The 11,491-nt window shown below is 63.4% G+C and carries 13 protein-coding genes; 10 read left to right on the forward strand and 3 right to left on the reverse strand.

Annotated elements, in window-relative coordinates:
• Positions 1-101: 101 nt before the first annotated feature.
• Entirely contained in the window at positions 102-1,016 is a 915-nt protein-coding gene (locus tag WA070_RS16590; protein ID WP_422635032.1) for a LysR family transcriptional regulator, read from the reverse strand.
• A 121-nt stretch (positions 1,017-1,137) separates the two neighbouring features.
• Between WA070_RS16590 and WA070_RS16595 the strand changes: the two genes are divergently transcribed.
• The 3 genes from WA070_RS16595 to WA070_RS16605 all read left to right on the forward strand — a co-directional run bounded on the left by WA070_RS16595 (position 1,138) and on the right by WA070_RS16605 (position 4,449).
• Positions 1,138-1,857 (forward strand): pirin family protein, encoded by a 720-nt coding sequence (locus WA070_RS16595; protein ID WP_422635033.1) that lies wholly within the window; start codon positions 1,138-1,140, stop codon positions 1,855-1,857.
• Positions 1,858-1,962: 105 nt separating this feature from the next.
• Positions 1,963-2,562 (forward strand): NAD(P)H:quinone oxidoreductase, encoded by a 600-nt coding sequence (gene wrbA / locus WA070_RS16600; protein WP_422635034.1) that lies wholly within the window; start codon positions 1,963-1,965, stop codon positions 2,560-2,562.
• Positions 2,563-2,772: 210 nt separating this feature from the next.
• The gene (locus tag WA070_RS16605; RefSeq protein ID WP_422635035.1) at positions 2,773-4,449 is read left to right on the forward strand and encodes a M28 family peptidase; all 1,677 of its coding nucleotides are present in this window, start codon (positions 2,773-2,775) and stop codon (positions 4,447-4,449) included.
• 153 nt (positions 4,450-4,602) lie between these two features.
• On the opposite strand, the gene WA070_RS16610 is transcribed toward WA070_RS16605, so the two are convergent.
• Positions 4,603-5,055 carry a DUF6265 family protein gene (locus WA070_RS16610; RefSeq protein WP_422635036.1) on the reverse strand — a complete coding sequence of 151 codons (453 nt, stop codon included), beginning with the start codon at positions 5,053-5,055 and terminating at the stop codon, positions 4,603-4,605.
• A 98-nt stretch (positions 5,056-5,153) separates the two neighbouring features.
• On the opposite strand from WA070_RS16610, the gene WA070_RS16615 reads away from it, so the two are divergent.
• From WA070_RS16615 to aguB, 3 genes are read left to right on the forward strand one after another with little or no spacing between them, the layout of a single operon-like run.
• Positions 5,154-6,140, forward strand: coding sequence for an agmatine deiminase family protein (locus WA070_RS16615; RefSeq protein ID WP_422635037.1), 987 nt, complete (start codon positions 5,154-5,156; stop codon positions 6,138-6,140).
• 26 nt (positions 6,141-6,166) lie between these two features.
• Complete coding sequence (locus WA070_RS16620) at positions 6,167-6,541, forward strand: DUF2501 domain-containing protein (protein ID WP_422635038.1); 375 nt, start codon at positions 6,167-6,169, stop codon at positions 6,539-6,541.
• Positions 6,542-6,558: 17 nt separating this feature from the next.
• Positions 6,559-7,407, forward strand: coding sequence for an N-carbamoylputrescine amidase (aguB, locus tag WA070_RS16625; RefSeq protein ID WP_422635039.1), 849 nt, complete (start codon positions 6,559-6,561; stop codon positions 7,405-7,407).
• 122 nt (positions 7,408-7,529) lie between these two features.
• Here aguB and WA070_RS16630 read toward each other — a convergent pair whose 3' ends face one another.
• The gene (locus tag WA070_RS16630) at positions 7,530-8,504 is read right to left on the reverse strand and encodes an acyltransferase family protein (RefSeq protein WP_422635040.1); all 975 of its coding nucleotides are present in this window, start codon (positions 8,502-8,504) and stop codon (positions 7,530-7,532) included.
• A 75-nt stretch (positions 8,505-8,579) separates the two neighbouring features.
• On the opposite strand from WA070_RS16630, the gene WA070_RS16635 reads away from it, so the two are divergent.
• From WA070_RS16635 to WA070_RS16650, 4 genes are all read left to right on the forward strand, one after another.
• Positions 8,580-9,257, forward strand: coding sequence for an RluA family pseudouridine synthase (locus tag WA070_RS16635; protein WP_422635041.1), 678 nt, complete (start codon positions 8,580-8,582; stop codon positions 9,255-9,257).
• 6 nt (positions 9,258-9,263) lie between these two features.
• Positions 9,264-9,689 (forward strand): alternative ribosome rescue aminoacyl-tRNA hydrolase ArfB, encoded by a 426-nt coding sequence (arfB, locus tag WA070_RS16640; RefSeq protein WP_422635042.1) that lies wholly within the window; start codon positions 9,264-9,266, stop codon positions 9,687-9,689.
• Between the two features lie 64 nt (positions 9,690-9,753).
• Entirely contained in the window at positions 9,754-10,239 is a 486-nt protein-coding gene (locus WA070_RS16645; protein WP_422635072.1) for a GAF domain-containing protein, read from the forward strand.
• A 138-nt stretch (positions 10,240-10,377) separates the two neighbouring features.
• Positions 10,378-11,436, forward strand: coding sequence for an RcnB family protein (locus WA070_RS16650; RefSeq protein WP_422635043.1), 1,059 nt, complete (start codon positions 10,378-10,380; stop codon positions 11,434-11,436).
• Positions 11,437-11,491 lie beyond the last annotated feature (55 nt).

Here is an 11,491-nt window from a genome sequence, read left to right on the forward strand (position 1 = left end):
CAAAGAGTTGAAGCCGAAACATTCCCTATAGAGTCAAGGTAGATTCACCTGCGAAACGACTGCCAGGCGTCCGGCGTTCAGGCTGTGGTTAGACCAACCTGTTAAACATGATCATTCATTTTTCGGCAGCCATGGTGGCGCGTGATGAAATCGAGCAGCGCATCAACCCGCGCAGGGCGCAGGCGCGATGGCGGCGTGACGAGATGCAGGCCAAAAGGCGGGGCGCGCCAGTCGGCCAGTATTTCCTCAACATCGCCCGCCGCCAGCGCGTCGCCGACGATGAAATCGGGCAGCCGCGCAATACCGACCCCTTCGCGCAGGGCGGGCAGCATCGCTTCGCCGCTGTTGACGGTGATCCGGCTGCGCACCTGCACGACGACATTCTGTTCGCCCGGCCCACTGAAACGCCAGATGTCGGGCGTAGTGGCGTTGGAATAGCAGAGGCAGTCGTGCGACCCCAGGTCCGACGGGTGATTGGGACGACCGCGCTCCGCCAGATAGGCGGGGGACGCGACAACATGTAATGTGACGTCGGCCAGCCGCCGCGCGCGGAGCGAACTGTCGGGCATGTCGGCGATGCGGATGGTGGCATCCAGACCCATTTCGATGATGTCGATATGGGCGTCCGACAGATGCAGATCGACATCGACCAGCGGGTTTTGCCGCGTGAACTGTGCGATCAGCGGTGCGATCCGCAGCAGGCCAAAGGTCATGGGCGCGCCCAGCCGGACGACGCCGGACAGGTCTGCTGTTTCGTCATGCGCGGCTTCCTCCGCCGCGACGCCCTCCGCCATGATGCGCTGGGCATGGTCGGCGAGGCGCTTACCGCTTTCCGTCAGCGCGAGGCGGCGGCTGGTGCGGCTGAACAGGCTGGTGTCGAGATGCTGTTCAAGGCGGGTCACGGCCTTGGACACGGTGGCCTTCGACACGCTCAATGCCTTGGCGGCGTCGGTGAAGCTGCGATGTTCGACCACGGCGGCGAAGATGGCCCATGCCTCAAAATCAGGGAGACGCATAAGGAAACAATCCGTTTCGATGCTGCTTATTCAAGAAACGATCCTGATCGCTAGATAGGAGGAAAGCAAGACGGACCAGGGCGGAAATGACCGGAAGGTTCGATAGCGAAAGGCACAGCACATGACCACCACTACGACAAGCCGCATCACGCGCCGTCCCTTTGCCTCGCTGGGTCACGCCAACCATGGCTGGCTGAACGCGCGGCACCATTTTTCCTTTGCGGACTATCATGACGAGGATCGCATGGGATGGGGCGCCATCCGGGTGTGGAACGACGACGAGATCGGCCCGCGTTCGGGCTTTCCGCCGCACCCCCATGCCGACATGGAAATCATCACCTATGTCCGCACCGGCGCGATCACGCATCAGGACAGTTTGGGTAACAAGGGCCGCACCGGAGCGGGCGATGTTCAGGTGATGTCGGCCGGCACGGGCATCCGCCATGCCGAATATAATCTGGAAGATGAAACCACCACGCTGTTCCAGATCTGGGTGATCCCCCGCACGCGCGGTGGCCAGCCAAGCTGGGGCGCGAAGCCTTTCCCCAGTGGCGATCGGTCGGGCAAGCTGGTCGTGCTGGCCAGCGGTCATGACGACGACAAGGAAGCGCTGCGCATCCGGGCCGATGCCCGGCTGTTGGGTGGCACGATCCGGGCGGGCGAGAGCGTGACCTATGAAAGCGGCGAAGGGCGGCACCTGTATCTGGTTCCGGCTACCGGACGGATCGAGATTGACGGACAGACGTTCGAAGCTCGCGACGGTGCGGCGATCATCGGTGGCCAGCCGATCACCATCACCGCCATCGAGGACGCCGACATCGTCCTGGTGGACAGCGAATAAACCCCATTGCCGACCTGTCCAGCGACGGGTCGGCAGGCCGTCCGCCTCTCCCCCTCCCCTGGCGGGCGGCCACCTTCTTTTCCCCTTCCCAACAGGAGACGTCGCATGGCAAAAGTTCTGGTTCTCTATTATTCCTCCTACGGCCATATCGAAACGATGGCCAAGGCCATGGCCGAAGGCGCAGCCGCAGCGGGCGCGCAGGTGGATATCAAGCGCGTGCCCGAAACAGCGCCGCCGGAAGTGGCCAAGAACGCCCATTTCAAGCTGGATCAGGATGCCCCGGTCGCGACCGTTGCCGAACTGGCCAATTATGACGCGATCATCATCGGCACCGGGACACGCTTTGGCCGGATGTCGAGCCAGATGGCGGCGTTTCTGGATCAGGCTGGCGGCCTGTGGGCCAGCGGCGCGCTGAACGGCAAGGTCGGCGGCGCGTTCACGTCCACCGCCAGCCAGCATGGCGGGCAGGAAACCACGCTGTTTTCGATCATCACCAACCTGCTGCATTTCGGCATGACCGTCGTCGGGCTGGATTATGGTTTTCAGGGGCAGATGGGCGTCGATGTCGTGAAGGGCGGATCGCCATATGGCGCAACGACACTGGCCGATGGCGACGGCAGCCGCCAGCCAAGCGCCGAAGAACTGGACGGTGCGCGCTATCAGGGACGCAAGATCGCCGAAACCGCGATCAAGCTGCACGGGTAATCATTGGCTGCGCCGTCTGAACGGTGCAGCCTGCTCAAGCCTTCGGGTCGCACCAAAGGCATAGGACAAGCGGCAGGAGCCGACGCATCGGGACTATGCGCCGGCTCCTTTATTGTACGTTTGTCAGGCAAGCGGCAGCGCCTCGCTTGCCCTTGATCGCGCGCGGTGGCATCACCCCTTTCATCTTAACGATTTGAGGGATTTGCCCTGATGCGTAGTTCCATTGTGGCGATGGCCGCCGTTCTAGCCCTTTCCGTTCCTGCCGCCTCCCCTGCCCTCGCCGCGCCGTCCGTTGCCAAGAAAGCTGGCGCGGTCGAACCGTCGATCGACACGATGAAGCGGCTGGTAAAGGAAATGTCGTCCGACGCCTATGAAGGGCGCGCGCCCGGTACGGTGGGCGAGGAAAAGACGCTGGCGCTGCTGGCCGCCGAGTTCGGCAAGCTGGGGCTGAAGCCCGGCAATAAGGGTAGCTGGTTCCAGGACGTGCCGCTGGTCGAGATCAACGCGAAGAATGTGTCGCCGCTGACCTTCACCGGCGGCAAGAGCGCCGTGTCGGCTGCCTATGGCCCGGAAATGGTGATCGGCACATACCGCACGACGCAGCCCAGGATCGCGATCAAGGACAGCCCGGTGGTGTTCGTGGGCTATGGCATCAACGCGCCTGAAAAAGGCTGGAACGATTATGCCGGGGTGGACGTCAAGGGCAAGACGGTCATCATTCTGGTCAACGACCCCGATTATGAGACGCAGGGGCTGACCGGGCCGTTTAATGGCCGGGCGATGACCTATTATGGCCGCTGGACCTATAAATATGAAGAAGCAGCGCGGCAGGGCGCGGCGGCGGCGATCATCGTGCATGACACGGTGCCAGCGGCCTATGGGTGGAATGTCGTGCAGTCGAGCTGGACCGGCGCGCAGCATGTCGCCGACAGCGCGGACGGCAATGCAAAGCAATCGTCCGCGATCGGATGGATTCAGAAGGACAAGGCGCAGGCCCTGTTCGCCAGTGCGGGCCTGAACCTCGACGCGCAGATGGCGGCGGCGAAGAAGGCGGGCTTCAGGGCGGTGCCGCTGACCGGCGTGAAGGCCAACGTGTCGTTCGACAACGACCTGCGCAAACATATGTCGAAGAATGTCGTGGCGTTGCTGCCCGGCAAGACGCGGCCGGACGAATATGTCCTCTACAGCGCGCATTGGGATCACCTGGGCCACTGTCAGGCCGCGCCCGATGGCGACGATATCTGCAACGGGGCGGTGGACAACGCCACCGGCACGGCGGCGCTGGTCGCTTTGGCGCAGGCGAATGTGAAAGCGGGGCCGACCGATCGCAGTCAGGTGTTCCTGGCGGTGACGGGCGAGGAATCGGGGCTGTTGGGTTCGGACTATTATGGCAAGAACCCGGTGTTCCCCTTCGCAAAGACAGTGGGCGGCGTGAACATGGATGCGCTGTCAGTGGCGGGGCTGGCCAAGAATGTCGTGGTGATCGGCAAGGGCAAGTCGCAACTGGACAGCTATCTGGACCGGGCGCTGGCGGCGCAGGGCCGGGTCGCGACTTCGGAGCCGACGCCGGAGAAGGGCTATTATTACCGGTCGGATCATTTCAGCTTCGCCAAACACGGCCTGCCGATGCTGTATTTCGAGGGCGGCGAAGATCTGGTGAAGGGCGGCACCGCAGCGGGCATGGCGGCTGCGGAGGATTATACCAAGAACCGCTATCATGGGCCGAAGGATGAATATGATCCCAATTGGGACTGGACCGGGGTGCTGGCGGACTTGAAGCTCTATTATGGCGTAGGGCGGGATCTGGCTACGACGAGCGACTGGCCCAATTGGGTCGCGGGTGACGAGTTCCGGGCTATTCGGGATAAGGACCGGGCGGGGAAGTAAATTCATCCTCACCTGCAAGGGGAGGTGGATGGCCGAAGGCCAGACGGAGGGGTGTAGCCCTATCGAGAGGGCGACACCCCTCCACCACCAGCTTCGCTGGCGGTCCCCCTCCCCTTTACAGGGGAGGATTTTTTAGGGCGCTGTCCCCAAACCTCACTTCCCGGCCGGGGCGTAGGTCCAGTTTTGGATGTTGGTGCCGTCCATTTTCGACGTTTCGGCCATCAGCAGGCGGCCTTCGCGCCAGTATCGGATGCGTTGGGGATAGTCGTGGTCGGGGTTGGCGAAGCTGATGTCGCGGATGCCCTGTTCGATGGCGGGGAAGATCGTTGCCGGTCCACCATCGGGCGCGGCGTGGAGCGCCAGCGATCCGTCAGCAGCGCGTATGATGCGCATCACTTCCCAGGACCGCAGGCTTTCGCCGCGCCCGGTTCGGCCCACGCCGATCATCGTGCCGCCGCGTGGAAGCGTCCACACTTCCTCGCTCCAGCGGTCGGCCCGCTCCTGCTGCCATTCGCCGGTCAGCCAGTCGGGCAGTTCGCCCGCGCGGACGTTGCCGGACAGGCCCAGCAACAGGGCCGCCGCGATCGTCGCCACTTGTGTCTTCATCGCCTCAGCCCTCTGTCCAGACGCGGTGCGCCGCGCTATGGAGCGCGCATAATCCCCGCTATCACGGATCGGCCCCCGGTCGAGCAAGGACAAAAGCCATGACTTTCCGCATGCCCGCCGAATGGGCGCCGCACGACTGGACCTGGATCGGGTTTCCGACCAACCCCGCCGAATGGCCCGGCGCGTTCGAGGATGCGCGGCGGCAGATCGCCGCCTTCGCCCGCGCGTTGCATGCAGACGGACGGGGCGAAGAGGTGCGGCTGGTCGTCGCGAATGAGGACGATGCGGCGGCGGCGCGGGCTTTGGTCGCACCGGGCGTCACCATCGTGGTACAGAAGCTGGGCGACGTATGGCTGCGCGATACTGCGCCGATCGCGGTATTGAACGGCACAGGGGGCCGGGCGCTGGTCGATTTCGGCTTCAATGGCTGGGGCGGCAAATATCAGATGGCAGGCGATGAGGATATCGGCGCGCGGCTGGCGGCGACCACCGACATGGCCGTGTCTACCCAGCATTGGGTGTTCGAGGGCGGCGCGGTCGATACCGATGGTAGCGGGCTGTTCGTGACGACCGAGCAATGCCTGCTGCACCCCAATCGCAACCCCGATCTGGACCGGGGCAAGATCGAGACGTTGCTGGCGGGGAGTCTGGGCCTGTCGGACATGCTGTGGCTGGGCGACGGGTTGCTGAACGATCATACCGATGGGCATGTCGATAATCTGGCGCGCTTCGTTGCGCCGGGGCTGCTGGCTTTGCCGATCGCGACGACGCAGGATGATCCCAACGCGGCGATCTACGCCGACGCGCGGGTGCGGGCCAAAGCGCATGGCGTCGAGGTCACGGACATACCCTCGCCCGGTCTGGTGATCGTGGATGGGGAAGCGATTCCGGCCAGCTACATGAATTTCTATGTCGGCAACGCGGCTGTCATCGTGCCGATCTATGGCCAGCCCAACGATCAGGCGGCGCTCGATGCCTTTGCACCCTTCTTTCCGGGGCGCGATATTGTCGGATTGCGTAGCGACGCCATATTGTCGGGCGGTGGCAGTTTCCATTGTTGCAGCCAGCAGATGCCTTCGCTCTAATAGAACGATCCAGCAGGAGAATGTCCATGATCCGCACGTCCCTTCGTATCGCCCTGCCCGCGCTCGCCTTGATGGGATCGAGCGCATCCTTCGCGCAGCTTGGCGATCTGGGCGGGCTGTTGGGCGGCGCTTTGCCCAATGTCGCATCCACGGGCGCGGGTAATGCAGCGGGCGTGCTGAGCTATTGCGTGAAGAACAAGCTGGTCAATGCGACCAGCGCCAGTTCGGTGCTGGGCAAGCTGACAGGGCAGCCGGGCGTCAAGGAATCGAACGGGTTTCAGCTTGGCCAGACCGGCACGCTGAAAAACGATCAGGGCGTGCTGCCGATCGCCAGCCTGAAGGGCAAGGTCAAGACGAAGCTGTGCGACATGGTGCTGCGCCATGCGACGTCGCTGCTGTAAGAGGGTTTGGAGTTAGCATGACCAAAGTTACCGTCGCCGCATTGCAGCTCGGCTTTTCCGACGACATGGGCGCTAATATCGCCAAGGTCGCCGACCATGTGGGCAAGGCCGCCGCGCGCGGGGCCAAGATCATCCTGCCGCCCGAACTGTTCGAGGGGCCGTATTTCTGTCGTGTCGAGGATGAAGCGCTGTTCGCGTCGGCGCAACCGGTCGACAGCCATCCCGCCGTGCTCGAAATGCAAAAGCTGGCCAAGGATCTGGGCGTCTATATCCCCACCAGCTTTTTTGAACGCGACGGACAGCATCATTATAATTCGCTGGCGATGATCGACGATTCCGGCGAGGTGATGGGCGTGTATCGCAAAAGCCATATCCCCGACGGGCCAGGATATGAGGAGAAATATTATTTCCGCCCCGGCAACACCGGCTTTAAGGTGTGGGGCACGAAATATGGCACGATCGGCGTGGGCATTTGTTGGGACCAGTGGTATCCCGAATGTGCGCGGGTGATGGCGCTGATGGGCGCGGAGATGCTGTTCTATCCCACGGCGATCGGGTCGGAACCCTATGACGCGGAACTCGACACCAGCCGGATGTGGCGGCGCGCGATGGTGGGCCATGCGGTCAGCAATTGCATGCCGGTGATTGCCGCCAACCGGATCGGCGACGAGGATGGGCAGGTCTTTTACGGGCATAGTTTCATCAGCGACCAGTGGGGCGATTTCGTGGCGGAATCCGGCGCGCGCGATCATGGTGCGCTGGTTGCGACATTGGATCTGGCGCAGGCGCGGATGCACCGGGCCGGTATGGGATTTTTCCGTGATCGGCGGCCCGAACTTTACGGGCGGATCGCGCAGGATATCTGAAGGCTTGGGACTAATACTTCACCCCTCCGTTCGCTTCGAGCAAAGTCGAGAAGTGGATAGCGCTGTTCCTGGGTTTCTCGACTTCGCTCGAAACGAACGGATATAAGTGAAATCATCGCGCTCTAAAGCAGCCAACTGCGCGCGCGAGGTGACAGGCGGATCAGGCGGTCAATCGCGAAGGGTAGTGCGAGGGCGATGAGGGCGAGAGCGATCTTGCCCGGCATGGTGCCGCCCAATATCGGCGTGCAATAATGGATCAGCGCGACATGCAGATACATGATGACGAGCGATGCGCGGCCCAGGGCAGCGAGCGGGGCTGCATGGGATGCGATGCGGCGTGAAAGCTGGACGATCAGCAGCGACGTCGCAATTGCCGCGCCGATCGACAGCAGCGGCCAGCCATAGTCGGCGATCTTCATGTTGAGCGTCGGGACCACGCCTCCTAAGCCCGCAAGCGCTAACGGTGCGAGTAGCCAGAGCATAGACGTGCGCCATTGGACGCGGGACGCAGCGAGTCCCGTCCATAACAGGAAGAGGCCCATTGGCACCGCCGCCAATCCCCATGGCGATTCCGGCAAGAGCGAACCCAACGCATAGGCCAGCAAAAGCAGCGGCGGCAGGAGCAGCGCCCAATGCCAGTCGAACGGGTCGGGCCAGCGCGTCAGCACGGCGTTGAAGGCGATGCGCGCGACCATCAGGCATGGCACGAACCAGAAGATGGTATAGGGACCGCGCAGCCATGTGCCCCCCAACAGGATAGGCACGATGTCGCGCGGCCAATCGTGAAAGATCGGGCGGCCACCTTTGAGCGGTTCGATGATCTGGTCGGCCAGTATGAGCAGGAGCAGGAAAGCCGCGTAAGGGCGAATTTGACCGACAAACTGGCGGCGAGTGAAACGCAGGATAGCTTGTGGACGGGACAACATGCCCGACAGCAGGAAGAAGAGCGGCATGTGAAAGCTGTACATCGCGTCGCGCACGGGTCCATGCGTCCACACATGGCCTATCACAACGGCCATGATGCCGATACCGCGCGCGACATCGACCCAGTCCAGCCGATCGGCAGCGTTTACGCTGGCTACCCCCCTATTCTCCATCGTCCCCACGCCCTATAGGAAGGCGCGCGCGCGTCAATTGCCGCTCACTTCCTGTTTCCCGATCGGACCCCTTTCTTGGCCCTGCTTACCGACCATGTCCTGTTCATTGATGGCGAGGCTATCATCCTCGACAAGCCCGCCGGCCTGCCGGTGGATGCGCCGCGCGACGGATCAATGGCGCTGGAAAATCATCTGCAATCGCTGACCTTCGGCTTTGCGCGCTGGCCGCTGCCAGTCCACCGGCTGGATCGCGATACGAGCGGCTGCCTGCTGCTCGCCCGCAATCCCAAGGCGCACAAGCGCTTCGCCGCCGCGTTCGAGGCGGGCACCGTCGCCAAACGCTATGTTGCGGTGATCGAGGGCGTGCCGGTCGAGGATGAAGGCGTGATCGAACTGTCGCTGTCGAAGATCAGCAGCGCATCGGAAGGATGGCGCATGATCCCGGCCAAGGCGGGCAAGGTCGCGGTGACGGCGTGGCGCAAGGTGGCGGAAAAGGATGGCCGCGCGCTGATCGCCTTCACGCCGCAGACCGGGCGTACGCACCAGATTCGCGTCCATGCGCAACATGGGCTGGGCTTTGGCATCGTGGGCGATCCGGTCTATGGCAATGGCGAGGGCGCGATGTTGCTGCACAGCCGGTTCCTGAGCATCGACCGAGGCGAAAAGCCCGCCGCGCAGGCAACCGCGCCCCTGCCCGCGACCTTCGTCGCTGCTGGCTTTGGTCAGGATATATTGGACGATGCGGGGCTTTGATGCGCCATGACGGCCATCGCCATCACCCGTTCCATCGCGATCGATAGCGACGAGATCGTCGAGAGCTTCACCCGCGCGTCGGGTCCGGGCGGGCAGCATGTCAACACGACCGACAGCGCGGTGCTGCTGCGTTTCGACGTCGCCAATTCACCCGGCTTGCCCGATGCGGTGAAGAACCGGCTGGCGGAACTGGCCGGATCGCGCATGACGCGCGACGGCGTGCTGATCCTGCGCAGCGAAGGCGCGCGATCGCAATTGCTGAACCGGCAGGATGTGCGCGACAGGCTGATCGCCCTGATCCGCGAAGCTACGATCGTGCCACGAAAGCGCCGCCCGACCAAGCCGGGCAAAGCGGCCAAAGCGCGCCGCGTGGACAGCAAGAAAGCGCGCGGATCAGTGAAGCAGGGGCGTGGCAAGGTGCAGATGGATTAGAGGTCGCGTCGGTCTTGCTCAAACCCCTATGGCCGCATCGCGTGGTCAGCCCTATATGGACCCCATGTATGATTTCGTCCCCTCCGCCGCTGCCGATAAGGCGACGCTTTACGCCGACCTGCTCTTTGCCGCCGATGCGCTGACTGCCGATGAGCCTGACCGGGTTGCCAATATGGCGAACCTGGCGGCACTGATCTGGCAATATCTGCCTGATCTGAACTGGGCGGGTTTCTATCGCATGGTCGATGGTGAGCTGGTTTTGGGGCCGTTTCAGGGGAAGCCTGCCTGTATTCGCATCCCGATCGGTCGGGGCGTGTGTGGCACGGCGGCGGCGCGGGGGCAGACGCAGCTGGTTGCCGATGTCCATGCCTTTCCCGGCCATATCGCCTGCGACGCGGCGAGCGCGTCGGAGATCGTCGTGCCGGTGATCGTGGACGGGCATGTCGTTGCGGTGCTCGATCTGGACAGTCCCATCCCTGCCCGGTTCGATGCCGATGACAGGAATGGGCTGGAGGCGTTGGTGGCGCGGGTGGCTGCGCGGATAGGCTAAAATCAGCCCGCTGCGCCCCGTTTCGGGACAGGCGCGTGCGTCTGCACCGATGGATAGGCGCGGATCGTCATGCTAAACGATGCGTTAATATTCGATCCGTGCGCCGCCATGCGCGCCGGGAAACAGGGAGCATCGACCATGCGGACATCCGGCCTTCTTCTTTTGGGCGCGAGCGTTGCGCTGATGGGCATCACCAGCCCCGCACTGGCAGATGGCGGACCACGGCCCGGCATGAGTGGTCCCCGCCCCGGCATGACCCATGGCATGAATGCCCCGCGTCCGGGCATGAACTGGAATGGCGGTCATCGCTGGGGACCGCGCCAGAATGGTCGCTGGTTTGCCGGATGGCGCGCGCCGGGTGGCTGGAACGGCTATCAGCGCCCGGTCTATGGCTATGTCCTGCCGCGCTATTGGGTCAGCCCCAACTATTATATCGCCAATTACGGCGCATACGGCCTGCCCACCCCGGCCTATGGCTACGGCTGGTCGCGCTATTATGACGATGCGGTGATGACCGATCGCTATGGCCGGGTCTATGACAGCCGCAGTGATGTCGCGTGGGATCGTTATGAAGGCGGCTATGGCCCGGATGGCGACTATGACGAGCGCGATGAGCGGCGTGGCGACAATGGTGTCGGCGGCGCGGCGATTGGCGCCGTGGTCGGCGGCGTTGCAGGCAACCGTATTGCGGGACGCGGCAACCGGACGGCGGGCACGTTGATCGGTGCAGGCGTCGGCGCAGTAGCTGGCATGGCGATCGACAAGGCGGAAGACGGTCCACGTCGCGGACCACCGCCGCCGCATCACCGGGGCTATGGCGCACCCTATGACGACGACGGTGTTACCGGCGGCAACGAATATGAAGGCCGCTGGAGCGGCACCTGGACGACCGAGGATGGCCGCCAGACCAGCGGCACCTATGAAGGCAAATTCGAGGGTGACGTGCGCGGACGCGGCGTGGATTATGATCCGCCAGCCTATGGCGGCGCGCCCCATTGGTCGCAGGGCAATGGCGCGCCCTATGGCGCGATGCCGGACGGTGGCTATGTGTCGGGCGGATATTATTATCCCGCGCCGGTCGTCACGACCGTGACGGTACAGCCCGCTGTTACCACGACGACCACGACCAGCTATGTCACGGAACGGGTTGCCCGCCGACCGGTTCGCCGGGTTCGGGCGACCTGCCACTGTAAATAATCCATCGCTGACGAAGGTTGGAAAGGGCTGCGCCGTGCCGGGCGTGGCCCTTTTT

It is taken from the genome of Sphingobium sp. (assembly GCF_049304695.1).
Taxonomy (GTDB): Bacteria; Pseudomonadota; Alphaproteobacteria; order Sphingomonadales; family Sphingomonadaceae; genus Sphingobium.

What these genes read in the sequence shown, in the direction of transcription:
- wrbA (WP_422635034.1), top strand. Translation starts at nt 1,963, where the DNA reads ATGGCAAAAGTTCTGGTTCTCTATTATTCCTCCTACGGCCATATCGAA.
- WA070_RS16605 (WP_422635035.1), top strand. Translation starts at nt 2,773, where the DNA reads ATGCGTAGTTCCATTGTGGCGATGGCCGCCGTTCTAGCCCTTTCCGTT.
- WA070_RS16595 (WP_422635033.1), top strand. Translation starts at nt 1,138, where the DNA reads ATGACCACCACTACGACAAGCCGCATCACGCGCCGTCCCTTTGCCTCG.
- WA070_RS16620 (WP_422635038.1), top strand. Translation starts at nt 6,167, where the DNA reads ATGATCCGCACGTCCCTTCGTATCGCCCTGCCCGCGCTCGCCTTGATG.
- WA070_RS16630 (WP_422635040.1), bottom strand. Translation starts at nt 8,504, where the DNA reads ATGGAGAATAGGGGGGTAGCCAGCGTAAACGCTGCCGATCGGCTGGAC.
- aguB (WP_422635039.1), top strand. Translation starts at nt 6,559, where the DNA reads ATGACCAAAGTTACCGTCGCCGCATTGCAGCTCGGCTTTTCCGACGAC.
- WA070_RS16615 (WP_422635037.1), top strand. Translation starts at nt 5,154, where the DNA reads ATGACTTTCCGCATGCCCGCCGAATGGGCGCCGCACGACTGGACCTGG.
- arfB (WP_422635042.1), top strand. Translation starts at nt 9,264, where the DNA reads ATGACGGCCATCGCCATCACCCGTTCCATCGCGATCGATAGCGACGAG.
- WA070_RS16645 (WP_422635072.1), top strand. Translation starts at nt 9,754, where the DNA reads ATGTATGATTTCGTCCCCTCCGCCGCTGCCGATAAGGCGACGCTTTAC.
- WA070_RS16590 (WP_422635032.1), bottom strand. Translation starts at nt 1,016, where the DNA reads ATGCGTCTCCCTGATTTTGAGGCATGGGCCATCTTCGCCGCCGTGGTC.
- WA070_RS16610 (WP_422635036.1), bottom strand. Translation starts at nt 5,055, where the DNA reads ATGAAGACACAAGTGGCGACGATCGCGGCGGCCCTGTTGCTGGGCCTG.
- WA070_RS16650 (WP_422635043.1), top strand. Translation starts at nt 10,378, where the DNA reads ATGCGGACATCCGGCCTTCTTCTTTTGGGCGCGAGCGTTGCGCTGATG.